At 38.7% G+C, this 24232-nt stretch carries 21 protein-coding genes; 9 read left to right on the top strand and 12 right to left on the bottom strand.

Going from position 1 to position 24232, the window contains the following annotated elements; genetic code table 11:
• Positions 1 to 20: 20 nt before the first annotated feature.
• Positions 21 to 1193, bottom strand: a complete 1173-nt coding sequence (locus ACFSKV_RS05895) for a succinylglutamate desuccinylase/aspartoacylase family protein (protein ID WP_380800985.1) — start codon at positions 1191 to 1193, stop codon at positions 21 to 23.
• Between the two features lie 23 nt (positions 1194 to 1216).
• Entirely contained in the window at positions 1217 to 3067 is a 1851-nt protein-coding gene (locus ACFSKV_RS05890; RefSeq protein ID WP_380800984.1) for a glutamate-cysteine ligase family protein, read from the bottom strand.
• Positions 3068 to 3384: 317 nt separating this feature from the next.
• Between ACFSKV_RS05890 and ACFSKV_RS05885 the strand changes: the two genes are divergently transcribed.
• On the top strand, positions 3385 to 3525 hold the full coding sequence (locus ACFSKV_RS05885; protein ID WP_380800983.1) for a GIY-YIG nuclease family protein: 141 nt from the start codon (positions 3385 to 3387) through the stop codon (positions 3523 to 3525).
• An 88-nt stretch (positions 3526 to 3613) separates the two neighbouring features.
• On the opposite strand, the gene ACFSKV_RS05880 is transcribed toward ACFSKV_RS05885, so the two are convergent.
• Positions 3614 to 5365, bottom strand: a complete 1752-nt coding sequence (locus ACFSKV_RS05880) for an ABC transporter ATP-binding protein (RefSeq protein WP_380800982.1) — start codon at positions 5363 to 5365, stop codon at positions 3614 to 3616.
• A 255-nt stretch (positions 5366 to 5620) separates the two neighbouring features.
• Between ACFSKV_RS05880 and tyrS the strand changes: the two genes are divergently transcribed.
• From tyrS to ACFSKV_RS05865, 3 genes are all read left to right on the top strand, one after another.
• Entirely contained in the window at positions 5621 to 6913 is a 1293-nt protein-coding gene (tyrS, locus tag ACFSKV_RS05875) for a tyrosine--tRNA ligase (protein ID WP_380800981.1), read from the top strand.
• A gap of 173 nt (positions 6914 to 7086) precedes the next feature.
• Positions 7087 to 7722: a hypothetical protein gene (locus ACFSKV_RS05870; protein WP_380800980.1), complete on the top strand. Its 636-nt coding sequence runs from the start codon at positions 7087 to 7089 to the stop codon at positions 7720 to 7722.
• 169 nt (positions 7723 to 7891) lie between these two features.
• A complete protein-coding gene (locus ACFSKV_RS05865; protein ID WP_380800978.1) occupies positions 7892 to 8593 on the top strand; it encodes a TetR/AcrR family transcriptional regulator in 702 nt (233 codons plus the stop codon).
• Between the two features lie 140 nt (positions 8594 to 8733).
• Here the strand turns inward: ACFSKV_RS05865 and ACFSKV_RS05860 are convergent, their stop codons facing one another.
• Positions 8734 to 9702: a zinc-dependent alcohol dehydrogenase family protein gene (locus tag ACFSKV_RS05860; RefSeq protein ID WP_380800976.1), complete on the bottom strand. Its 969-nt coding sequence runs from the start codon at positions 9700 to 9702 to the stop codon at positions 8734 to 8736.
• Between the two features lie 142 nt (positions 9703 to 9844).
• Between ACFSKV_RS05860 and ACFSKV_RS05855 the strand changes: the two genes are divergently transcribed.
• From ACFSKV_RS05855 to ACFSKV_RS05840, 4 genes are read left to right on the top strand one after another with little or no spacing between them, the layout of a single operon-like run.
• Entirely contained in the window at positions 9845 to 10612 is a 768-nt protein-coding gene (locus tag ACFSKV_RS05855) for an SDR family NAD(P)-dependent oxidoreductase (RefSeq protein WP_380800975.1), read from the top strand.
• Between the two features lie 10 nt (positions 10613 to 10622).
• Positions 10623 to 11828, top strand: coding sequence for an acyl-CoA dehydrogenase family protein (locus ACFSKV_RS05850; protein WP_380800973.1), 1206 nt, complete (start codon positions 10623 to 10625; stop codon positions 11826 to 11828).
• Positions 11828 to 12862, top strand: coding sequence for a phosphotransferase family protein (locus ACFSKV_RS05845; protein ID WP_380800972.1), 1035 nt, complete (start codon positions 11828 to 11830; stop codon positions 12860 to 12862). Before ACFSKV_RS05850 ends, ACFSKV_RS05845 begins: the two co-directional genes overlap by 1 nt.
• A gap of 3 nt (positions 12863 to 12865) precedes the next feature.
• Positions 12866 to 13744, top strand: a complete 879-nt coding sequence (locus ACFSKV_RS05840; RefSeq protein ID WP_380800971.1) for a 3-hydroxyacyl-CoA dehydrogenase — start codon at positions 12866 to 12868, stop codon at positions 13742 to 13744.
• Here ACFSKV_RS05840 and ACFSKV_RS05835 read toward each other — a convergent pair whose 3' ends face one another.
• The 8 genes from ACFSKV_RS05835 to ACFSKV_RS05800 all read right to left on the bottom strand — a co-directional run bounded on the left by ACFSKV_RS05835 (position 13745) and on the right by ACFSKV_RS05800 (position 22553).
• On the bottom strand, positions 13745 to 14161 hold the full coding sequence (locus tag ACFSKV_RS05835) for a c-type cytochrome (RefSeq protein ID WP_380800970.1): 417 nt from the start codon (positions 14159 to 14161) through the stop codon (positions 13745 to 13747).
• 22 nt (positions 14162 to 14183) lie between these two features.
• Entirely contained in the window at positions 14184 to 14603 is a 420-nt protein-coding gene (locus ACFSKV_RS05830; protein WP_380800969.1) for a hypothetical protein, read from the bottom strand.
• 27 nt (positions 14604 to 14630) lie between these two features.
• Positions 14631 to 15404: a class I SAM-dependent methyltransferase gene (locus tag ACFSKV_RS05825; RefSeq protein ID WP_380800968.1), complete on the bottom strand. Its 774-nt coding sequence runs from the start codon at positions 15402 to 15404 to the stop codon at positions 14631 to 14633.
• Between the two features lie 130 nt (positions 15405 to 15534).
• Entirely contained in the window at positions 15535 to 15759 is a 225-nt protein-coding gene (locus ACFSKV_RS05820) for a CDGSH iron-sulfur domain-containing protein (RefSeq protein WP_380800967.1), read from the bottom strand.
• Positions 15760 to 15818: 59 nt separating this feature from the next.
• Positions 15819 to 16658 (bottom strand): N-acetylmuramoyl-L-alanine amidase-like domain-containing protein, encoded by an 840-nt coding sequence (locus ACFSKV_RS05815; protein ID WP_380800966.1) that lies wholly within the window; start codon positions 16656 to 16658, stop codon positions 15819 to 15821.
• A gap of 53 nt (positions 16659 to 16711) precedes the next feature.
• Positions 16712 to 17707, bottom strand: a complete 996-nt coding sequence (locus ACFSKV_RS05810; RefSeq protein ID WP_380800964.1) for a glycoside hydrolase family 43 protein — start codon at positions 17705 to 17707, stop codon at positions 16712 to 16714.
• Positions 17708 to 17800: 93 nt separating this feature from the next.
• On the bottom strand, positions 17801 to 19636 hold the full coding sequence (locus ACFSKV_RS05805; RefSeq protein WP_380800963.1) for a glycoside hydrolase family 2 protein: 1836 nt from the start codon (positions 19634 to 19636) through the stop codon (positions 17801 to 17803).
• 79 nt (positions 19637 to 19715) lie between these two features.
• A complete protein-coding gene (locus ACFSKV_RS05800; protein WP_380800962.1) occupies positions 19716 to 22553 on the bottom strand; it encodes a glycoside hydrolase family 2 protein in 2838 nt (945 codons plus the stop codon).
• Between the two features lie 285 nt (positions 22554 to 22838).
• Here ACFSKV_RS05800 and ACFSKV_RS05795 point away from each other — a divergent pair, with 285 nt between their 5' ends.
• Positions 22839 to 24224 carry a 3-keto-disaccharide hydrolase gene (locus ACFSKV_RS05795; RefSeq protein ID WP_380800961.1) on the top strand — a complete coding sequence of 462 codons (1386 nt, stop codon included), beginning with the start codon at positions 22839 to 22841 and terminating at the stop codon, positions 24222 to 24224.
• Positions 24225 to 24232 lie beyond the last annotated feature (8 nt).

Raw genomic sequence — 24232 nt, 5'->3', positions numbered from 1 at the left:
TACAATGACCTTTCCGAAAATCAATACCACTTCTCTCTTCGGTACATCTTTTTCTTGGCCACCCTCTCCCGGTTGGACATTCTCAAAAAGTCCCCTTCCTGCCGCCTGACCCTGTATCCCAATAAATGGAAGAAGGGTTTTGCCAAAAAAAGAGCTGTTTTTAGGTTGACTTTTAGTACCATTTTATCCTTCTCCTCCCAACTCACTCCGGGAAGAAACGTCAGCAGGTTATCGATTTTCAATTTTCTCAAAAAAGCTGAAAGCTTCAGAGCAAAGTAGGGAATCCTGTGGATGATAAAGAACCCATCACTCCCCTGACTTTGGTATAAGGGCATGAAAATTCGTCCTGTGTAGGGTGATTTAACTATTTGATCATTGTGCATAGCCAGGTCCATTCCTTTGCGGATTACCTGGAAACTCTCAAAACCCACATGCATTTTGAATCTGTCCCATTGACCGAACTTATGGAGATAAACGATTTCAAAAACCTTATGCAGTGCCCCTGAACTTTGCTTCAGTTCATCAAAATTCCGAACCAGGTTCGGAAAATTTTTCTTTTTAATACTGCCTGTAAAATTCAATGTCAGGTAAATAAAAGCCTCCGTATGACTTATTGACCTTTCATCCTGATGCTGTCCGGCTTCAAAACCAATAGCTACATACCCCTTTTGATTGATGTAGCTGAGCATAGGTCCATCCAGGTATTCCTCTATTCCAAGAACTATGGGAACAGGAAATCGTATGGCAAATTTCCTATTGATCAGGGCATCATTGATGGTAATGAAGGGATAAGATTTGCTGGATGTAGTATGGAAATCAATAAAATATAAAGGTCCGGAAGTTTTTGAAATGATTTCATTGATCAATTGGAGCAGTTCCTTCATTTCTTTTTCTTCCTCCATAAGCGTGGTTTTTTCTTCCAGCTTATCCATGTAAGCGCTTACCCAAAGCCTATTGAGATCCTCGTCAATATATCTCCTTTCCTGGGAAAGGGCAGGTTTGTTTCCAATTATTCCGTAAATACTTCCAGAAATATTTTCCTTTTGTTTTTCTAGGGCCGGCAACACCTTCTTCAAGGCCAAAACACCAGCCGGTTCATTGCCATGAATTCCTGCAAAGAATAAAATTACAGGTCCTTTTTTACCGCCTTCTATTTGATGGATGATCCGATCAGAATGGATGTAATCTTTCATTTTTTGCAACGAAAGTTCCATGATTAAATATCGTTGGATGTGACAATCCCAATTAATTTATTCCCTTTTGTCACTGGAAGACAATTAATTTGATGCTTAGCCATTAGTTCTTTGGCATCATCCACTTTCCTATCTTGGGAAATGGTGATTAAATCCACCTTCATGATATCTTTTACACATAAGCAGATTTCTTTAGGCTGATCAAAAAACCCTTCGACATCGGACCATGTTAGGAGTCCAATAAGCTCCTTATCTCCTTTCACTACAGGCATGTGATGGATATTTTTCCATTTCATGATGTGGATTACCAATTCAACAGGATCATTTTTTTCCACAGAAATGATGGATGTATTCATTATATGCATCACCCTCTTTTCAATATTGAAGGTTGTTTTTGCATTGGATGGTAAAACTTCCCATTCTGAAACGGGTATATCTTTTTCCTGATTGAGGTAGAGGTTGGCAGTTAGTACCTGATTGGCCTCATTCCTTTTCTTGGATTTGAGGAGGTTTCGGTAACTGTCTATCATCCATTGGGAACCAATTCTCGAAACTACCCTATTCCTTATTACGGATAAATAGAGGTCTATATCTTCTTGATCTATTCCAACTCTTTGTAAACCTATTCTGGCCATTGGAATCAACTCCTCCAAAATCAATTCCCTGCTTGGAACCATCTTGTTATTCCATGTAAATTGGCTTGCCATGCCATACCTTGCTGCCCGGTAAAAATTAGCTTTGATGTCCTTAAAATCGAATTTTTCATGGATATTTAAGTGTTCTTCCCTCCTTCCTTTCATCAAACCCACCCAAAATGCCATATTTGAAACCTGATCTATCAGTGTAGGACCAGAGGGAATATATCTGTTTTCAATCCTCAAATGAGGCTTGCCATCTCCCACACCATAACAGGCCCTATTCCAACGATAGACTGTGCCATTATGTAAACACATCGCTTTAAGTTTTGGAATTTCTCCCATTTTTAGCATCTCAACACTATCTTTTTCAAATTCAGCCGTCACCAAACTCCTGAACCTTGAAATGTTATCTTTAAAAATGTCAGTAATACTTCCTGTTTGCCAATGATCTTCAAAGCTTACTCTTGACTGACTGTCATTCAAAAGAAATGAATTGGTCCTCACATCCACACTTTGTGTGAATAGTGCAATCCTTGTTTCATTCCATAATTCTTTCCCAAACAAAAGAGGTGAATTACAACATACCGCTAAAACCGGCCCGGAAATTACCTGCGCCCAATTGAACATGTCTATAAATTCATCAGGATCTATTTGAAGATGCATTTGCCAACTGGTGTTACAACTTTCCAGCATCACTGAATCATGAAGCAGGTTGAGTTCATCAACCCCTTTGATATGAAAGCTGAAATCCTGCCCTCTGGACTCCTTTGCAGCTTCATTCAGTACAAAATACCGCTTAATGGGTGTCATGTTTTCCAAGGTGATGTGGTCAGGAGTCAATGTAGGTAAAATACCTGTTATGATAATTTTTGAGTTATTTTCTGAAGCAGCTTCCTTTGCTTTTTCCATCAGGTTTTTCAAATCCTCATGCAAATTTGAAAAGCAATTACCCTGAAGAACCTTTGGGTCCAAATTAACCTCCAGGTTAAAGTTCCCTATTTCAGTGGTAAAGTGTCTGTCGTTGATCAGATTTAATATTTCAAGTGAATTATTGTTTGGAAAAAAATCCTCTTTTACAATGCAAAATTCCTGTTCGGCACCAATCCGGATCGGTCCTTTTTCTATCATGCCTTCAGCCAGCATCCAATCCAAGGCCTCCAGATCTCTTATCAGGTGGTGAAAATAGTTTGCTTTCTGTGTTTTTCCGGCCAGTTTTGTGACATTAAGTGTTCCCATAGCATTTTTTTGCATGAGAAAATTAATGATAATCAAAACCTTAAAACATGACCTGGGTCAGTTAGTTAGCTAATTATAATCGGTTAATTGGCTATTAATACTGAAATTGGAGTATGTAATTACTTCCTTTTTGCTTTTTGTCAGTATTGAAATTTTTTTGAAAGGTTTCGTCCAATAGATATCAAGATCGACTACTGGAACTGAACCACTACCTTCTATTTTGAATTGAAGACCCAATCACCAAGAAGTTCTGCGTTGAACAGGTTTGCTGAGGTGCAATTTTTTCTACAATTTAATGATGTTAAACTTTTTTAATTATGAAAGCATACACGTATATCTTACTTTGTTGCAATGGTCAATACTATGTTGGAAGCACCAAAAATCTCGAAAAAAGAATAAATGAACATCAAATGGGATTTGGATCCAATTTTACCAAAAAGCACCTTCCTATAAATTAAAAAACTCCGGTGGCCGAGCTTGCCGAGGCCTAATAATAAATATGGGTAACATTCGGAATAGTCTGGTTTAAAAATTCAACATTCTTTATTATATCCTCGCCTGATACGTATACAATTGAAAATATCTCCCTTTTTTGGCGATCAGTTCCTCATGTTGTCCTCGCTCCACAATTTCTCCATTCTCAATGACCAAAATCTGATCAGCCTGTCGTATGGTACTCAACCTATGGGCGATGACAAAGGTGGTTCTTCCCTGCATCAATTCCTTCAAACTAGCTTGGATCAAAGCTTCACTTTCTGTATCGAGGTTGGAAGTAGCTTCATCCAAGATCAAAATTCTTGGATCGGCTAAAATTGCCCGGGCAATGGCTATCCTTTGCCTTTGTCCCCCGGAAAGCTTGACTCCTCTTTCTCCAATCAAGGTGTCCAATCCATCCTCAAACCTATCTGTGAATTCATTGACATATCCAGCCTTTACTGCTTCCATCAATTTTTCATGGCCTGCATCAGGTCTTGGGAAAAGGATATTTTCCTTTATGGTTCCTTCGAAAAGAAAATCATCCTGCAAAACAACCGCCAATTGAGAACGAAAACTTTCTAAGGTAACCTGTTGCATGTCTACCCCATCAACAGTAATGGTACCGGATTCAGGATTTAAAAAAGAAGCTGCCAATCCTGCAATCGTGGTTTTTCCTGAACCGGATGTTCCGACCAAGGCAGTAACTGAACCTTCAGGTGCCTGAAAAGAAATTCCTTTTAAAACCTCTTTTCCTTCCTCATAAGAAAAAGAGACACTCTGAAAATCAATATTTCCCTTGATGTGCGGGATGGTGATGATTCTCCTATTGGAAGCCCCTTCAAGAGGCATATTCATTATTTCTTCCGTTCTATCCAATCCGGCAAATGCCTCCGTCAATTGGCTTCCTATGTTACTCATCTGGACTATAGGTGCAATCATAAAACCTAAATACAGGGTGAAAGCAAGGAAATCACCAAAGGTCATCTGAGCATCCATAATCATATAACCGCCGATTCCCATGATGCCGGCCGAGGCAAGTCCCAATAAGAATGTAGCAGCGGATGTTACAAAACTTGTGGCCGTCAAACTTGCCTTTACATTTAGAAACAACCTTTCTACTCCTGCTTCGAAGGTTTTGATTTCCTGCTCCTCAGCATTGAACCCTTTGATTACCCGTATTCCTCCCAATGTTTCAGTCAACCGTCCGGTTACCTCAGCATTGATTTTTCCTCTTTCCCTGAAAATGGGTCTTATTTTACCGAAAGCTTTTAAAGAAATCAATCCAAAAATGATGACGGGTACTAAAACATACAAGGTCATCAATGGACTGATATAAATCAATAAACCTAATGAAATCAAGGCAGTCAACACCCCACCTATCATCTGGGCAAAACCTGTACCTACCAAATTCCTAACTCCTTCCACATCCGTCATAATTCTAGATACCAGTTCTCCTGTCTTGGTATTGTCAAAAAACCTTACCGGTAACTGGATAATATGGCGCTGAACCTGCGACCTTAATTTTGAAATCAAATGCTGGGCTTCCACACTCAATATCTGGGTCAGGGCATATGATGTAACTGACTGAATGGTGATGGCAGCAACAACAGCCAGGACCAACCATTTGAGAAGTGTCAGGTCATTCGAAGGAATTACATCATCTATTAAATATTTACTTGCCCCCGGTAGAACAAGGCCTGACAATCTTGAAATGATGATTAAAAAAAGGCCTAAAAATAAATGTCTTCTTCTTGGCCAAATGATTGTTTTGAACACATGGGCCATAGTAACCCTGTTTTCGGTTTTTTTTGCTTTTGCCATAGTTTGAAAGTATGGTTTGTAACAAATTTAGCATGTGATTTAGTTCGGATTAATAATTACCAATTTCCATTGAATCAATTACCAATTAAAAATTTTCGCCGTTTCACTATTCTGCTTCTCAAGAAACAGAGACTTATTGAATACCCTTAAATTTTTGTAGTTCTTAATCTTTGAGTTAAAACCAAAGTTGACCATTCCTTTTAATCTCTAATTGCTAAAAGCTATATTTGCACCTTTCGAAAAATATACCAATACATGAATAATTTTATAGATGAATTACGCTGGAGAGGGATGCTTCAGGATATGACACCTGATATTGAAGAATACCTCAAAAAAGGAATGGCCTCGGCATATCTTGGTTTTGACCCAACAGCAGATTCATTACATATCGGACACCTGGTCGGTGTTATGACTTTGTTACATTTTCAAAGAGCAGGACATAAGCCCTATGCCCTTGTCGGAGGTGCCACAGGGATGATCGGAGACCCTAGTTTCAAATCAGCAGAGAGAAATCTGTTGGATAAGAAAACACTTGACCATAATGTGGAATGCTTGAAAAAGCAATTGGCTAAATTTTTGAATTTCAATGAAGGGGATAAAAATAAGGCAGAGCTGGTCAATAATTATGATTGGATGTCCAAATTCAGCTTTTTGGAATTTATCAGGGATGTTGGAAAGTACATTACGGTTAATTATATGATGGCCAAAGATTCTGTGAAAAGACGTTTAGAAGAAGGTAGCGGGCTTTCCTTTACTGAGTTTTCCTACCAACTGATTCAAGGTTATGATTTTTACCATCTTTGGAAAAACCATGGAGTAAGCATACAGTTGGGAGGTTCAGACCAATGGGGAAATATCGTAACAGGTACTGAATTGATCAGAAAAATGGAGGGAGGTTCAGCATATGCGCTGACTGTTCCTTTGATTACCAAAGCAGATGGGTCCAAATTTGGGAAAACTGAAAGTGGTTCAGTATGGCTTGATCCAGAAAAGACATCTCCTTATGCATTCTACCAGTTCTGGCTTAACGTATCGGATGAAGATGCGGCCAAGTATATCCGTATATTCACAGTTTTGGATAGACAAACCATTGAAAACCTTGAAAAAGAACATGGAGATGCCCCTCATTTGAGAATTTTGCAAAAGGCAATAGCCAAAGAAGTGACCATTATGGTCCACGGGGAACAAGAATATGAAATGGCACTTAAGGCATCAGCTATTTTGTTCGGGAAATCTTCCACAGAAGATTTAGCCAGTCTGGATGAGAGAACTTTTCTACAGGTCTTTGATGGAGTACCCCAAGCTATAGTGTCCAAAGAAGAATTTGAAAAAACTACCAATATAGTAGATCTGCTTTCTGAAAAAACAGAGGGAATGATTTTTCCTTCTAAAGGAGAAGCAAGAAAAATGATTCTGGGTGGTGGTGTTTCCATCAATAAGGAAAAAATAAGTGATCCTAATTCACCCCTTTCTTTTACCCTACTACAAGGGAAGTATCTGCTTGTACAAAAAGGTAAGAAGCAATACTACATTATTTCCATAATTTAGAGAATGAGAGGAAGCTGTCTCATGATTCAATTTTAAGTATTTGAAAATCAATATTATATATTGAAAATTTAAGTAAAAAAATTGAATCAAAAAGACAGCTTTTTTTTTGGTATATTTTTTGAATTACTCATTTTTCTTCGCTTAATTTCGATAAAAACAACCCTTAATCCATTATGAAAATCCATTTAAAAAGTGCCCTAGTGATGATGGGAATTGTGGCCATGACCCTATCCTGTCAGGAAAAAAATGATGAAAATCCAGTTAAAATTGCAGCCCAGGTCGACGAGGTGGTCAATATTTTAGCGGATGAATTCTTGACCCTTGAAATACAGGGTGGTGATGAAAACCAAGCCTTTGGTCTCAGGATCATAGAAGAAGAAAATGGAACCTTCAGTTCAAAATTAGAAACTGAAAAGCCAAATCATCCAAAAACAAATTTGGAAAACTGTATCAATTCTATTGAATTGACTGAAACTCAGACCCAGGAAATCAGAGAAACCTTTATCGGTCTATTTGAATGTAGGTTGGAGAATTTTCAGGCCTTCAGAGAAGATGTTTTGGAAATTATCAAAGCCCTGGAAGCCCATAGATTGGAAATGTTGACCAAGTTATTCCGGGAAGAAATCACAAGAGATGAATTTAAAAACAGCATGTTGGAATTGAAAGAAAGATATAAAGGTGAATTGGAAGAAATCAGAGATAAACATAAAGAAAACCTTAAACCTTGTTTGAAAGGATTTGTGGAGAGCCTGAGAGAAACCTTAGGTCAGGAGGATTGGGAAAAACTGGTTTCTTGCCTTAAAAAATAAATCAAATAGAAAGCCCTTTTCGGGCTTTTTTTTTTGAATTTTTACTGGAAGATTTACTCTGATTTATTTTTGTTTGAAGATCAAATGTTTGGGTAATTTTAAATTATCAATGCTTAATTATTCAGCCATCATTTTATATATTTGAACCTTAGTCAAAATATAATAAATTATGGCAGTTTCGGCAAGGGAGAAAAAAAGTAAGTTAATCTTAGATGTAGCCATCAAACTTTTCACCTCTAAAGGCTATGCAGGAACCACAATGGATGAGGTGGCAAAAACAGCTGGAATTAGTAAAGGACTTACCTATTTTTACTTTAAAAACAAGGAGGATCTTTATATGGCTGTTACCAAAAAGGCCTTTGATGAATTGAAGAGTGTATTCCGGGATATCATAAAAATGAAGGGAAAATCCGGTTTGCAAATGCTGACTGAATTGACCCACCTTTATTTTGAATTTGCAATGAAAAACCGAATGTACAATGATGCAATTCTAAACTTTATGGGAATCCTTCAGTTGTACAATAATATTTTGACCAGAGGTCAGATTCATCCTTTGATTTTGGAAAGTGAGCATTTTCAAAGATTATTGGAAATCCATCATGACTGTGGTAAGCTTGGGATACAAATGGTTTCCCTTGGAATCAAGGATGGAAGTATTCGTCCTGAACTCCAGCCTGAAGTGACATTTTATACGATTTGGGCCATGATAATCGGATATGAAAGATTGACCGGGCCAGTTGGATTCGAGGAAAAGGAAATTAAAATACATTTGGACAATTGGAGGCCTGGATTTGTCAAACTGATGCAGGATATGCTTAAAGGTACCATTCAGGCACAAAAACCACAGATAGTGCAGACTTCCCTTTTTTAGGGGTCAGAAAAAAATCAACCCGGAAAGCCTCAAAGAAACTCTAAGTTTTAAAGTATTTTGTGCTGCTTAGTGTCTTCGTGAGATATTATTTTCCCACCAAGCCACCAAGAAACACTAAGTTGTAGCATCTTTAAATCCAGTTAGGAAACCAGTAGGATCTTTCCATTCCTACCCCCTTTTTCATAAGCGACCAAGGCATCTTTATACTGCTCTAAGGGATAAGTTGCTTCAATGTCAACTTTAACTTTTTGGGATAATAAATGGGAGAATACTGTTTTGAATGCTTTTTGGCTTTCTTCCGGGCTTAAACCAGCCATCCAGGTCGTCAACCAAAATCCTTCTACCTTCAAGTTTTTAAAAATCAATAAACCGGAATTGAGGGGAATATTTTCTAAACTCAACAATCCAAAAACCATCATTTTCCCGCCTGCCTTTAAACTTGCCAATGCCCTAGCCCCCAAAACACCACCCACTGCATCAAAAACTACGTTCACCCCATCCCCTGTTTTTTCCAAAATCACTTTTTGAAGCTTTTCCTTTTCGGTATTAATGACCATATCAGCACCCAATGCATATAAAGTATCTTTTTGTTCATCCCGTCTTACAGTGCAGGCTACCTTAATCCCCTTTTGTTTGGCCATTTGGATTACTAATTTCCCATAGGCAGAAGCCCCTGCTGTAACTAATACCCATTCTCCCTCTTTGAGACCACTTGTTTCCAACATACCATAAGCTGTCAATGGATTCACAAAGGCCTGGCAGGCGACCTCATCCGACAAACCGGATGGGCTGGGAATGACCATATGGGCAGGTACACATACATATTCTTTCCATGTACCAATGGCAGTAAAAATTACCTTTGTTCCAACCGGAATGGAATTACTTTTATCTGATTGATCAATAATTCCTACGGCTTCAAATCCCGCACTGCTCGGAAGCTTAGGGGTGATCCCATACATTCCTCTGATAAACATGATGTCAGAAGGATTGATATTCCTGGCTGTTACTTTAATCCTTACCTCATGTGGTCTTGGTGAAGGTATATCTACTTCTTCCAATTGTAACACTTCCTCTGGAAGGCCTGTTTGATGAAAAACAACTTGTTTCATGGATGATTTTTTAGTGTTAAATTATAGTTTTCGAATGGGAAGATATAAAAAATACTCGGTATGCATAACATTTTTCCCAACATCAATTGCCATTCAAAACTTAAATTCTTATTCTTGTTAAAGGACATCAAATTACTCGCATATGGATTTATCTACATTATTTTCATTAATGAACAAGGTGGCACTGATCACAGGGGCAAGCAAAGGTATAGGTTTCAGTATTGCTGAGGTATTTGCGGCTGCTGGAGCAAAAGTTGTCATCAGCTCAAGAAAACAGGATGCATTGGATGAGATGGCAGGACATCTCAGACATAAAGGTTATGAAGTAACCGGCATCGCCTGCAATGTAGGAAATCCGGATGAGTTGGAGAACTTGGTAAAAAAAACAGTTGAACTGTATGGACAAATTGATGTTCTAGTTAATAATGCAGCTACCAACCCAGTATTTGGACCCGTACATGATACCAGTCTGGATGCTTATGACAAGATCATGGATGTCAATGTAAAAGCACCCTTTCACCTGATGAAGCTTTGTTTCCCTTATTTGATGGAATCATCTAATCCTTCGGTTATCAATATTTCTTCCATTGGCGGAATATCTCCTGAACCGGGATTAGGAATTTATTCAGTAAGCAAAGCGGCATTGATTTCCATGACAAAAGTATTTGCCAAAGAATGGGGAGACCACAAAATCAGGGTCAATGCCATTTGTCCCGGCTTGATCAAAACCAAATTTTCCGAGGCCCTTTGGAAGAATGATCAGATTGTCAACCAAATAATGAAAATGATGGCCCTGAAAAGAATTGGCAAGAGTGAAGAGATTGGGTCAGTAGCTCTCTTTCTTGCATCACCTGCTTCATCTTACATGACAGGAACAATATTGACCGCTGACGGAGGCTTTACTATTTAACTGAACATCCATGGAATTGATGGCTACCGGTAGTTCTGAAAAATTAAAGGATATTCTTCCTTTATACGAATCTTTTTTGAAAGACCTTATTTATCCAATAGAAAGGGAATGTGTCTATGGATCTTTCAAAGCTTCCTTGCCCAAACTCAAAGCTTTGAGAGAATTGGCAAAGGAAAAAGGGCTTTTCGCTCCTCACCTGAAGAAAGAGGAAGGAGGACTGGGCTTAAGCTTATCCGAATTTGGGAGAATTTCTGAGGTTTTGGGAAAAAGTCCTATCGGGCATTATGTTTTCAATTGTCAGGCACCTGACATAGGCAACATGGAATTGATGCATCAATATGCAAGCAAAGAATTAAAGGAAAAATACCTTAAACCTTTGCAGCAAGGAGAAATCAGAAGCTGTTTTGCCATGACAGAACCACAACATGCAGGAAGCAATCCAGTCCACCTTTCCACTACAGCAATAAAGGAGGGTAATGAATATGTAATCAATGGTCATAAATGGTTTACTTCCTCTGCGGATGGGGCAAGTTTCACTATTGTTATGGCTGTTACCGACCCTAAAAATCCCAATCCTTACCAAAGGGCTAGTATGATTTTGGTGCCTTTGGATAATCCTGGATATCGCTTAATAAGAAATATCCCCATTATGGGGGATGTTGGGGAAGACTATATGTCCCATGGAGAGGTGATGTTCCACAATTGTAGGGTGCCGGTTTCTAATCTGATCGGCGAAGAAGGTCAAGGATTTGTACTTGCTCAGGAAAGATTGGGACCGGGCAGAATTCACCATTGTATGAGATGGATCGGGATTTGCGAAAGGGCTATAGAAATGATGTGCAAGAGGGCTTTGAGTAGGGAACTTGATCCAGGAAAGGCGCTCGCCCAACAGCAGACCATACAGCAATGGATTGCAGAAGCTGCAGCAGGGGTTATGGCTTCCAGGCTAATGGTTTTGGCCACTGCTCAAAAAATTGATCAGGAGGGGGCAAAAGCAGCGAAGGAAGACATTTCCACGATCAAATTTTTTGTTTCTGATGTATTGATGAAAACCCTGGATAAGGCGATTCAGGTACATGGTGGATTGGGAATTACCGATGATACCCTACTTTCATTTTGGTACAGACATGAACGGGGAGCCAGGATTTATGATGGTCCTGATGAGGTACATAAAACTGTTTTGGCAAAAAGGATCCTGAAAAAATTTGCTGAGTGATGGTCAATAAAGAACCTAAAGGGGTTGAAAATATTTTTCCTTATTTGGCTGGTACCTTAGGGCTTGACCCCAGTTCAACTGTTATTATCCAATTTAAGGGAGGATATTCCAACCTGACCTATCTGATTACTTCTACTGATGGGGAATTCGTCTTAAGGAGGCCACCTTTAGGTTTGAAGATAAGTAAGGCCCATGATATGGTCAGGGAATTTCATGTTCTTAAGGCTTTGGAAAAAGCAGGTTACAGTAAAGTTCCAAAGCCTGTTTTATGCTGTGAGGATGAACATGTTATCGGAGCCCCATTTTTCATAATGGAAAAGGTGAATGGCCTGATTTTGAGAAATAAGATACCGGAGGGAATGACATTAAGTCCGGAATTTTTTAATAAACTTAGCAGAAACACCATTGACGGTCTTTTGGAATTGCATAATCTGGAATTGGAAGATTCCGGTTTAGGTGCTTTAGGTAAACCGAAGGGTTATGTGGAAAGACAGGTTGTCGGTTGGTCTGAGCGTTATTTCAATGCTAAGACAGATGAACTTATTGAAATGGAAACAGTCAGTGATTGGCTTAGGAAACATATTCCTTCAAATGAAAATGTAGGTTTCATCCATAATGATTACAAGTATGATAACCTTGTTTTGGAAGGAAAGGACAATCCTGAGATAAAAGCCGTTTTGGATTGGGAAATGGCCACAGTGGGAGATCCTTTGATGGATTTGGGAACTTCCTTGGCCTATTGGGCAGAAGAAGGGGATCCAGATATCCTGAAAATGTTCAATTTGACTTACCCAAAAGGAAATTTTACAAGATCTGAAGTAATCAAATATTATGGATCCAAGAGTCCACTCAAGCTTGACAATATGTTGTTCTACTATGCTTTTGGCCTTTTTAAAGTTGGTGTTATTGCCCAACAGATTTATAAAAGGTATTCTCTTGGATTTGCCCAGGATCCTAGGTTTGCAGGTTTGATCCATGTGGTCAGAGCGTGTGGAAAAATGGCTTTAAAGAGTATTCAAACAGAAAAAATATAAATCATGAAAATCAAAAATGTCAGCATTCTTGGTGCAGGAACTTTAGGGACCAGGGTTGCCCTTCAGGCAGCATTATCCAATTATAAGGTTACTATTTATGATATCAATCCTAAAGCCTTGGAAGCCTCGAAAAAACAAATGGCAAATATAGTGAATCAATTGGCCAAAAGTAGCGGATTGGATCCTGAATCTGGATTGAATGCAATTCAAACCATTACATTTACGGATAGTCCAATGGTGGCTGTAAGAGATGCGGATATCATCAATGAAAGTGTTGTAGAAAATGTTAAGGTAAAAAATGAAGTATGGGAGCTGTTTGGGCAAATTGCACCTGAAAAAACCATTTTCACAACCAACACTTCTTTTTTACTTCCTTCCATGTTTGCAGAGATTTCGGGAAGACCTGAGAAATTCTGCGCATTACATTTCCATGATGTGTTTTATGCCAAGGGAGTGGACATCATGCCACATCCAGGTACTGATCCCTCTTTGATTCCTATTTTACAGGAGTTTGGAAGATCTTTGGAACAGGTTCCGGTTGTTATTCAAAAGGAAAACCATGGTTACCTTTTTAATGCCATGTTGGGTGCCATACTCAGTACTGCCGGGAAGCTTTTGGCCAATAAAATTGCAAACTTTGAAGATATTGATAAATCCTACATGGTGAATTTCAGAGTAGAAATGGGGCCTTTTGCAATCATGGACAGTATTGGATTGGATACGGTCTGGCATGTTACGGTCAACAATAATGAAGAAAGCTCCAAGAGTTTTGCAACAATTTTGAGAAAAATGTTGGATGAAGGAAAAGCAGGAGTAAAATCAGGGGAAGGTTTCTATAAATACCCCAATCCTGCCTTTAAATCCCCGGGATTTCTGAATTGATTAATTCCTTTCCTTCAAAGACAAAATAAAATTGGCCATAATTTTGGCATCTTCCATTGAAATATTGGGATGGGGGTCCATTACAGGATATCCCCAGGCTCCTGTACTACCTTGGATGATCTTTCTGGCCAAATGATCAATGTAAACCTGTTGAACTGGATATCTCTTAGCTATATCCTGAAAGGCAGGACCTTTGGATTTATTCTCAGTACTATGGCAATCGTAACAATCAGCATAAGCTATCAAAACCTCCCCCTTTTTGACCAAATCCATATCAAGGCTGTCATTTTCACCAGGAAGGGCCCGTATATAATCTTTGGATATTTTTTCCGTTGAATTTTCTGTCTTTTCAGGCTTTTGACAGGAAGTTCCCGAAAAACAGAAAAAAAAGCTAACAAATGCCAGGAACGATTTCATTTATTTATGCATAGGGATAAAACTAATTGGAAGTTGTGATAATTAGCAATGTTGCAGTAAGCAGAACAACGCTCATGATGGCCAATAAAGGAATTGAAGTCAGCACTCCCCTCCTATCTCTTTTATAATCTTTCTTTTTGACTTCTTTTATCGTATTGAAAGGGATTTCTACGGGTTTGTCGCTGTCTTTTTTTATGGGTATTCCAATCAGTCCCTGATCATTGATCTGAATAATCGCTAATTCAAGAGTTTCCTGACTTTGGGTTTTAATCTTGTATTCTTCCCCCAATTCAAGGTGTTTATTTACATCCGGATCAGTAAAATCAATAGGGCCAGAAATTCCATATGATTTGGAAAAATCCCTGTAAGTCACACAGGAAAAATGTGAAAATAATACTATCAAAACCAGTAACTGATTAATTTTCATGTAGGTTTTTTTCATTTTTTTCCAAGAGCTCTATTATTAAGCTTACTTTTCGGCAATAACCAGCATTTCAAAATCCTCTGTTGTTAAGTTATCATTTCTGGAAAAAGCACCTAAATGAGCTCCAAATATCTCGATTTTGGTAAATCCCAATGATTTAAGCAACCAGGTTATTTCACTTGGAACATAATACCTTTCATTACTTTCAATCGTTTTTTTATTTCCGGCATCATCTGTGAATTCAACAATGGAATGATATCTGAATGTCATTAAATCGAATGTATTGCTTCGGTAAGTGGTACTGTTTTCTCCACTCTCTTTATTGGTAAAAGCTTCCACCGAATGGTAAAGTGGAAATAATCCATTAAGCGTAGTAAAGATAAACTTGCTTTTGCTTTTCAATGATTTGGTAACTTGCTTTAAGATTTCAAAATTCATTTCATCAGTTTCCATCAAAGGAAAACCTCCTTCGCACATCATGATGGCCACATCAAATTCATGGAAAAATGGAAGGTTTCTGGCATCAGCTTGCAGGAATTTTACTTGAATATCCATGAGTGCTGCCTTTTCTTTTGCCCTTTTCAATTGGGATTCTGACAAATCAATGCCTGTGATATCATAACCTCTTTTGGTCAATTCAATACTATGTCTGCCTGTTCCGCACCCAACATCCAATATTTTAAGTGAAGTATCAAAATTCAGCTCTTTTTCCAAAAAATCACATTCCCCAACTGTTCCTTGTGTAAATTCCTCCCGGTCATATTGTTTGGCGAAGTTCTCAAACAGGACTTCATACCATCCTTTATTATTGCTACCCATAATTAACCTTAATCTATTTATGAATATTAACTAATTTAATTATTTGAAGAGATATAAAAAAATCCGGTTTTAGTGAATATGAATAACACACTAACCGGATCCAAAGCCTCATAATTATAATAATAATGGCTTATACCTTTTTTGGAGGAAGATCGAAGGCAACCGCATCATGCTCCAAATGTCCTCTATGGGATCCATCACAAAAAGGTTTGTTTTTGGAAAGGCCGCACCTGCAAAGACTCACCAAAGTTCTTCCCTGAAGTCCATATGTATTGCCCTGAGCATCCACAATTTCAAAGTCACCTTCTACTCTCAATGATCCATTTGAATTAACCGTAATTTTTGTTGTAGCCATTTTTTGAAATTTATTTAATATTTGAATTAATTATGATTTCGATATTTATATCCAAAAGACTATTCCATTAACCTGGAAACCATAATTCCCGATTGGGTTTTGTTTCCCATCAGATATTCGCTTAGGGGTTTATCCGAAATTTCCACTTTCATGGATTTGGAACTGGCATGTAGTAAGTGGATTCTTCCTTCTCTTTCAATCGCAAATCCAACATGTACAACATCCAGATTTTTCATGGAAGTGGTAATAGCAATCAGGTCTCCTGATTGGATATTATGCTCATTTTTTTCGATTTCTTCCTTGGGAATAAAATAATAGGTTCTTGTTTGAATGGCTGCCTCAGCCAATTTTATCTGATCTACATATTTCGGATTGCTTAGCTGGGCATAAAACTGAGGGTTGGATGACATAAAGCTGGGTGTATTCTCATAATACTTACCTCCTATTTCTTGGCTGATGTCCTTTAAGATACCCTTTTGCTGATTTTGATAAATCCAATCTGAGAAATAATGTAATCTGGATGGATATTCCAATCTCTTTCCATTTTGATATCTGATATATTCAAGTTCCCTCTCAAAATCCTCAAAAGTAAGCATTCCCTGTTTGGCCAATCTGGATAAAGTCACCACAGTTTCCAAATAGGTGGTACAATCCAAACCAGTTAGGTTGATTACCAAATTTTCATCTCCCGATATTTCAAGGGTTTTTTCTACATAATCGGTATTCAAAAACCAACTTCCTATTTCCACATTCAGTTCATTCAAGGATTTACTAGAATTATCCATTCGGGAAAGGTCATCCAAAATGCCTTCCAAACGCTGGCGGCTTTCCAATGAACAAACAGTTTGTCCCTGAGCTAACATTGAAACAAAAAGTAGAGTAATAGTGAACAGGCGCATGATTTTTTTACAGAATGACTGGACCAAATATGGGATTTTTTTTGAAAATTCCATCATTGTAATGGATTTGCTGGCACCCCTTCAAAGGTGATTTTTACCGGAATAATCAAACCATTTTCATCAAATTCCATTTTATCTATACAGGTCACCCTGTAGTTACCATCTGTTTCACCTAAAGGCCTTCTATGATAAACTATATAATATTGATCCGAGTTTGGTTCGAATAAGACAGAATGGTGCCCTGCTCCAGTGGCAACTTTAGGGTCCTGTTCCAAAACTACTCCTATCCTTTCAAAGGGCCCAAAAGGATTGTCAGAAATGGCATAAGCAACTTTATAATCCGGTCCTGTCCACCCTCCTTCTGACCACATAAAGTAGTATTTTCCTTCCCGTATAAACATAAATGGACCCTCCACGTAACTTTCGGGAGTTACTTCCCTAAAAATTGAACCATCTTCAAATGGCTCCAGTCCTGTAAAGTCATCTTTAAGTTTGACCACATTGCATTTTCCCCAACCTCCATAGTACATTAAAAAACTATCATCTTTGTCTTTGAAAATAAACTGATCAATGGGCTGGGCACCATTGACTATTTCATTGATCAAAGGCTTTCCCAATAAGTCTTTGAAAGGTCCCTGCGGTTGATCTGCAATGGCCACACCTATGCCTCCAATTTCACCCTCATGCACATCATTGGCGGCAAAGAATAAAAAGTACTTCCCCTTGTTTTCTATTACTCCAGGAGCCCACATAGCCGAATCTGCCCATTTAACCTCTGCCGTATCGATGATCCTTTCATGTTTAGTCCAATGGATCAGGTCAGGAGATGAAAAACAATCCATAAACACCTGTTTGTGAAAGGGAGCAGAATAGGTCGGATAAATCCAATAGGTGTCTCCATAGATTATGGCTTCAGGATCAGCATACCAGCCCTCGAAAAGTGGATTGCCAGATAATTGGACCTCTTTTTCATTTTGAGCTTTTTGGCAGGAAATGAAGAGAATAGCTGGGATCAAATATGAAAGTAACCGCTTTCGATATAGAAACATTCTTTAAATAGCTTATGGTTTTTTAATGGTCTTTTTCATCAGCTCCATTTAATTTGGCTCAGAAAGAAGAGTTGGATTTCAAAAGCCTATTACCTACTTGTTTTTATACAGTTCTACATGCAATTTTTTCAAAGCATCAGCTGGAAATTTAACCACTTTTCTGTCATATGTCATCAATCCGTTGACTTCAACTTCCACATCGGTGGTCTGGGTGTAAACGGCTGCTGCCAGTCCCAAAGGAATCAGTTCATTTAAATCCTGAATAAGTTTTTGATACCGGGCCATTAATTCTTCCTGAGTTTTGAAACTTTGGTAACCCCAATTGTCTTTGTCCTGCCAGGTATGACCTTCAACTGGCAGTCCCAGACCTCCATATTCTCCCAATACCAGGATATTATTTTTTCCGAATAAATCAGGGGAAGGCATCACTGGATCAGGATAATTGTGTACATCAAAAATATCCCCTACCAGTTTGGTTCCCTCCAATTGGAAGTTGCCTCCGGATGCTGAATTCACCAACCTTGAAGGATCATAGCTTTTGGTCCATTCTGTAATTTCCTTGGTTTTGAACTGACCCCAGGCTTCATTGAAAGGTACCCAAACGACTATAGAGGGGAAATTGTAATTCGCATCAATAATCGCTTTCCATTCATTTTTAAAAATAGTCTCTGATTCAGCCGTTCTGACTTTGTCCATCCCTTTTCGGTAAATTCCGGGCTTTGGTTCCCAAACATTTCCCATGTCCCCGCTAGGCATATCCTGCCAGACCAAAATACCAAGTTTATCACAATGATAATACCACCTTGCAGGTTCAACCTTCACATGTTTCCGGATCATATTAAAGCCCATTTCTTTGGTTTTCTTGATATCAAAAGCCAAAGCTTCATCGGTAGGAGCCGTGTAAAGACCATCCGGCCACCATCCCTGATCCAAAGGGCCATATTGGAAAAGGGAAACACCATTTAACTGCATCCTTTGCATTCCTTTACTGTCCACTCCGATAGAAATTTTCCTTAAGGCCCCATAAGATTTTACCCTATCAATGACCTTGCTTCCATTTTTAAGTAATATTTCCAAATCATAGAGATGAGGATTTTCCAATGACCAGGCTATAGGATCGTTTACCTCAAGCTCTAAGTTCTGATTAATATTTCCTTGAGCCTCCCCCCTTTTATAACCTTTATCATAGGCAGTAACCTGAAAAGTCATTCCATTTACATCCCCAGAGGTTTCAATCGAGATCTGAAATTTTCCCCTTTCCCAATCAGGTGTGGTTTTGATATTTTTGATATAAGATTTTGGCACGGATTCCAACCATACGGTCTGCCAGATTCCTGTCACAGGAGTATACCAAATACCTCTTGGTTTATTGACCTGTTTACCCCTTGGCTGTGGTCCTTCGTCACTGGGATCCCATACCCGCACAACCAATTCCTGAGATTGACTACTGGTCAGGTAATCAGTAATATCATAAGAAAACGGATCATATCCCCCCGTATGTATACCAATAGATTGGCCATTTAAGAAAACTTCTGATTCCCAATCTACAGCCCCAAAGTGAAGAAGAATTCTTCCTTTTCTCTCATTTTTTTCAACTCTTATTGTTTTCCTGTACCATAATTCTTTTTGGGAACCAACTGCTTTATTCACACCCGATAAATAAGATTCTACCGGAAAAGGTACAGTAATTTTGCCTTCATAGTCAGTCGGAAGGCCTTGACCTTTGTTCAAAATTACATAATCCCATTGTCCATTCAGGTTTTTCCAATTTGTTCTCACCATTTGCGGCCGGGGATATTCCTGGAGAGGTAAATTCTTGTCAACTTTTTCAGCCCAGGGACTGAGAATGGGGTTGGTATTTATTTCCTGCGCTAATAAAGCATGACATAAAAACATAAAAACAATGGAAAGAAAACCGGTTTGTTTCATAGAAAATGGGTTTATTAGAATTTGAGATAGGAGTTTGAATATACTTTGTTAGGAATTAGTAAACAAATTTGGATTTTGTTCAGTCTTTGAACTCAAACCATAATTTAATGCCTATAGGTTGATCTCCTGAATGGCTTATTGCCCGTATCTTATTTCCGCTGGGCCCCATGGTTTCCGGACCGGAAAATTTATTGCCAATGGGAGTGATCTGATGAAGGAACGATACATCGCCTTTTGGCATATTGGGTGTTACACCTGCAGTTGCATGTGGGGGATTTTCAGGATTGTAAAGCTTAAAGAAAATACCCGGTGTTTCCGAATAGATCTGAATTGTGCCTTCTTCGGTCACCAATTGCATGGCAAATAAATTAGCATGATATCCTTTAAATTCAGGATAGATCAAGTTATCATAACTGTAGCCTGTCATGGTATTGTTGTAATCTTTCTGCCATAGTCCGAATTCTGCTCCCTTCAATCGGTTTTTCCAAACCCTATAAGGTCCATTCCCAATCCAGGTAACCCCTTTCATTTTTTCTTCCGGATAGGAAAATGACAAACCCAAATAATCTATTTCCTGCCCGTTTAATAAAGGCCCTAAAGCCTCAAAAGACAATAAACCCGAAGGATGGATGGTCCAAATGGTTTGTTTGGGATAGGAACTGTACTTTGTGATTATTTTAATAAGCCCTTCTTCATCCATTTCCCAATTCACCTCTTCAACTTTGGATTCCACTCCTTCCACCACAGGCCCATTATTGAAATCATACTGTTTTTCGCCTTTTTTTACCTCATGCAACATGCCGTTTTCAAGGTTGAAAACATAAAGCATTTCTCCCGTTTTTATAGATAAAAGTTTCTGAGTTTCTTCCGCCTCAATGATTTCTTGTTGGTTTTCTTTATTCAGCTTCAAATGTTTTTGGGCAAAATCTCTGGGAAGGGTGATTGACCAATTCCAGGTATATAATTCTCTACCCTCCCAATCATAGGCCGCCAATTTGAACAAGTCCACTTCAGTTAGAGGACCATCAATCGGAAGCTTTATTTTTTTGGTTTCTCCAGGTAAAATGTCAGGTAATGACATTTCTCCATTCTTTATTTGTTTTAGTTCTCTAAAACCATCAATAGTATAAGTACTCCACTCTAGCCGACATTCTTTTAATGAGGTATATATATAGCGATTTTCTATCCATAGATTCCCATTGAAATTTTGGTTCATGTTAAAGGGTTTGATCTGTATGGGTGACCAAATGTTTTTGATGGTATAAAAGCTACCCTCTTTTTCTTTAAACGGGCCTAAAATGCCATCTGGAGCATGGTTTCCATCTGCATCCAATGCTCCGTCTAGATCTGTTCTAACCACAGCCTCATCGGCGAAAACCCATAAAAAACCACCTGATGCTACTGGATTTCTCATGAAATCAATCCAATAATCCTCCAATCCCGCACCATGACCACCATCATATAATCCATGCATAAATTCTGTTGGCATAAAAGGGGTTTGACTATGGGTCAACCTCTGTATTCCTGCATTAAACCTGAAATAATGATGGGTATCCATCCCATTTCTGATCAGCCATGGATAGATCACAGGACGTTTTTGGATATCGTATTCGTGAAACCATTTTTCATTTCCAAAATCCCATCCCCCTTCATTGCCATGATCCCAAATTACAATGGAAGGATGATTTCCATCTTTCAATACTGTACTTTTAATGACTTTAGGTCCCACAATGGTATCATATCCCTGCTGCCATCCTGCTACCTCATCCAAGACAAACAATCCCAGGGAATCACATAAGTCCAAAAATCTTTCATCCGGGGGATAATGGGACATCCTGACGGAATTCATATTCATTTCCTTCATCAGCAAAATGTCTTCCATGTGATTGGCATCGCTTAATGCACGACCGGTAGTCGGGAAAAATGAATGCCGGTTAACTCCTTTAAAAATCACTCTTTCCCCATTGACATAAAGTCCATCAGATTCCCTTAATTCAATTGTCCGGAATCCAAATCTTTCCTTTTTTTCAAAAATAGTCTTGTCGTTTTCTTTGATTGAAAAAACAGCTTGGTATAGTGTCGGTTTCTCCGGATTCCAGGTTTTCACTCCATCAATTTTTCCTTTGATCCATGTTTCTACGGATGAGGATGCTGTACTTAATTTCCCATAGGAAACTTCTCCTTTTAAGTCCAAAATTTCCACTTCAATAGATCCGTCTTGAGGTGGTTCTGTAAGATGGACCAGTGCTTCAAAGCTGCCATCTGCTTTTGCATTGATGGCTATCCTTTCAAAATGACATTGAGGCAGCACTTCAAGATAAACCGGACGGAATATCCCGCCAAAAATCCAAAAATCTGCTTGCCGCTCCGCCCTGTTAACTGATGGATTGGAAGAGTGTTTTGCCACTTCCACTTCCAATATATTCTCTTTTCCATACGCCAATAACTGGGTAATTTCATGACTGAACCTGTAAAATCCACCTTGGTGTACCTCACCGGCCTCTTTCCCATTGATTTTCACCTTTGTATCGGTCATCGCTCCTTCAAAGACAATTTTAATGAACTTGCCCTCCCAAATGGCCGGAACATTAAAATTATATCTGTAGTACCCGGTCTCTTTGCCTAAAATTCTTTCTGGATTGTTATGGTCATGCCCGTAATTGTAGGTGCCGAATCCATGTAATTCCCAATTGGAAGGAACCGGGATTTCTGTCCATTCATCGGCCCTTCTCCCTGAATTGACCATGAATTCCCAATTGACCGGTTTTGAAGCATCGATTCCCGACAAATAATACCTTGAATAAACTATCCCATCCTGGCTTTTTGCAGATTGGGTATTTACAAAAAAAATCAGAAAAGAGATGATAATAGCTGCTAGCATGCTGCATGAAAGATTTGTCAGTTTAAAAGGGTTCATGTTTTTTGATTTTTGTTGGCAATAGCCCACACTATTTTTAGGTAGCATAGAATTGGATAACCGAATTTAAAGAATTGAAGGCTTTTTATACCGTTCCTGTTATTTTTTTATCCTAACCCCACATTTTTTACACTTATCCCCTACACATAAAAAGTTTATTTTTAAATTCAAAAATCATTCATGGAATTGATAATTAACAAGGAAGACTTTCCGTGGACCCTATCAAAAGAATATTAAGTTATTGTTTAAAATATAGATTTTGAACCTGCAAGGAAGCCATAGCATATGAGGAAAATAGTATCGATAATCAGTATCTTAGGTTGTTTAATCCTTTTATCCTGTCAGGGACCGCGTAATGACCCATCAGATGAAAATTGGACCAATTTATTTAATGGAAGGAATTTGGATGGATGGAAACCAGTAGCCGGAGAAGCTCTATTTGAAGTAAATAATAAGGAAATCATTGGTTATGCCAAAGCCAATTCGCCCAATACCTTCCTTATTACCGAGGAAACCTATGGAGACTTTATATTGGAGCTGGATTTAAAAATTGAGGACATTAGCAGCAATTCCGGAGTCATGGTAAGAGGACAGTTTGATCCCAATGCCAGGGATGGAAATGGACTTGTTTTTGGCTACCAGGTTGAAGCTGATCCAACAGAAAGGGCATGGTCAGGGGGATTGTATGATGAGGCCCGAAGAGGATGGCTATATCCTTTGGACCTAAACCCAAAAGCAAAATCCGCATTCAAAATGGGCGAATGGAATGCTTACCGGATTGAAGCCATTGGAAATGAAATCAAAACCTGGATCAATGGTCAGGAGGTAGCCTATGTTGTGGATGATATTGACGCCAAAGGCTTTATCGGATTGCAGGTGCACAGTATCAATAATCCAGAAGAAGAGGGCAATAAAACGTATTTCAGAAATATTAGGATTCAGACAGAAAATCTCAGTCCAACTCCTTTTCAGGGTGACGTATTTGTTGTCAATACCGGACTGAATGAGCTAACGGAATTTGAAAAGGAAAAGGGTTGGAAATTATTATTTGATGGAAAGACTTCCAATGGTTGGAAAGGGGCTTACAAGGAAACATTTCCAGAGAAAGGTTGGCATATCAGAGACGGTATCCTTTTGGTAGAAGGAGCGGATGGCGGTGAATCTTCCAATTTTGGCGATATCGTCACTGTAGAAAAATTCAGTGCTTTTGATCTGGCCTTTGATTTTATGATGTCAGAAGGAGCAAATAGTGGAGTTAAATATTTTGTAACACTTTCAGAAGGCAATACAGGATCTGCAATAGGTTTGGAATATCAGATTTTGGATGATGAGAGGCACCCCGATGCCAAGTTGGGTATTGAAGGTAATAGAACTTTGGCTTCCTTGTATGATCTGATCAAGGCCGACAAACAGACACGCTTTGTAAAAGGCCCCGGAGAATGGAATAAAGGACGGATTATGGTCTATCCTGATAATAAAGTGGAGCATTACCTGAATGGGGTGAAAGTATTGGAATATGTCCGAGGATCCGGGGAATACCGTGATCTGGTGGCCATAAGCAAATACAAGATTTGGGAGAATTTCGGAGAGGCTACAGAAGGACATATCCTTTTACAGGACCACGGCGATGAAGTACAGTTTAAGAATATTAAAATCAGAATATTACCATAAACCCTAAG

The sequence above is a fragment of the Shivajiella indica genome, from assembly GCF_042683085.1.
Lineage (GTDB): Bacteria > Bacteroidota > Bacteroidia > Cytophagales > Cyclobacteriaceae > Shivajiella > Shivajiella indica.
This window is presented reverse-complemented; position numbering and strand designations above follow the sequence as displayed.

Bases quoted from the DNA above. Each gene is read 5' to 3' on its own strand.
- ACFSKV_RS05895 (WP_380800985.1), bottom strand. From the start codon at position 1,193: ATGAAAGATTACATCCATTCTGATCGGATCATCCATCAAATAGAAGGC.
- ACFSKV_RS05890 (WP_380800984.1), bottom strand. From the start codon at position 3,067: ATGGGAACACTTAATGTCACAAAACTGGCCGGAAAAACACAGAAAGCA.
- ACFSKV_RS05885 (WP_380800983.1), top strand. From the start codon at position 3,385: ATGAAAGCATACACGTATATCTTACTTTGTTGCAATGGTCAATACTAT.
- ACFSKV_RS05880 (WP_380800982.1), bottom strand. From the start codon at position 5,365: ATGGCAAAAGCAAAAAAAACCGAAAACAGGGTTACTATGGCCCATGTG.
- tyrS (WP_380800981.1), top strand. From the start codon at position 5,621: ATGAATAATTTTATAGATGAATTACGCTGGAGAGGGATGCTTCAGGAT.
- ACFSKV_RS05870 (WP_380800980.1), top strand. From the start codon at position 7,087: ATGAAAATCCATTTAAAAAGTGCCCTAGTGATGATGGGAATTGTGGCC.
- ACFSKV_RS05865 (WP_380800978.1), top strand. From the start codon at position 7,892: ATGGCAGTTTCGGCAAGGGAGAAAAAAAGTAAGTTAATCTTAGATGTA.
- ACFSKV_RS05860 (WP_380800976.1), bottom strand. From the start codon at position 9,702: ATGAAACAAGTTGTTTTTCATCAAACAGGCCTTCCAGAGGAAGTGTTA.
- ACFSKV_RS05855 (WP_380800975.1), top strand. From the start codon at position 9,845: ATGGATTTATCTACATTATTTTCATTAATGAACAAGGTGGCACTGATC.
- ACFSKV_RS05850 (WP_380800973.1), top strand. From the start codon at position 10,623: ATGGAATTGATGGCTACCGGTAGTTCTGAAAAATTAAAGGATATTCTT.
- ACFSKV_RS05845 (WP_380800972.1), top strand. From the start codon at position 11,828: ATGGTCAATAAAGAACCTAAAGGGGTTGAAAATATTTTTCCTTATTTG.
- ACFSKV_RS05840 (WP_380800971.1), top strand. From the start codon at position 12,866: ATGAAAATCAAAAATGTCAGCATTCTTGGTGCAGGAACTTTAGGGACC.
- ACFSKV_RS05835 (WP_380800970.1), bottom strand. From the start codon at position 14,161: ATGAAATCGTTCCTGGCATTTGTTAGCTTTTTTTTCTGTTTTTCGGGA.
- ACFSKV_RS05830 (WP_380800969.1), bottom strand. From the start codon at position 14,603: ATGAAAAAAACCTACATGAAAATTAATCAGTTACTGGTTTTGATAGTA.
- ACFSKV_RS05825 (WP_380800968.1), bottom strand. From the start codon at position 15,404: ATGGGTAGCAATAATAAAGGATGGTATGAAGTCCTGTTTGAGAACTTC.
- ACFSKV_RS05820 (WP_380800967.1), bottom strand. From the start codon at position 15,759: ATGGCTACAACAAAAATTACGGTTAATTCAAATGGATCATTGAGAGTA.
- ACFSKV_RS05815 (WP_380800966.1), bottom strand. From the start codon at position 16,658: ATGCGCCTGTTCACTATTACTCTACTTTTTGTTTCAATGTTAGCTCAG.
- ACFSKV_RS05810 (WP_380800964.1), bottom strand. From the start codon at position 17,707: ATGTTTCTATATCGAAAGCGGTTACTTTCATATTTGATCCCAGCTATT.
- ACFSKV_RS05805 (WP_380800963.1), bottom strand. From the start codon at position 19,636: ATGAAACAAACCGGTTTTCTTTCCATTGTTTTTATGTTTTTATGTCAT.
- ACFSKV_RS05800 (WP_380800962.1), bottom strand. From the start codon at position 22,553: ATGAACCCTTTTAAACTGACAAATCTTTCATGCAGCATGCTAGCAGCT.
- ACFSKV_RS05795 (WP_380800961.1), top strand. From the start codon at position 22,839: ATGAGGAAAATAGTATCGATAATCAGTATCTTAGGTTGTTTAATCCTT.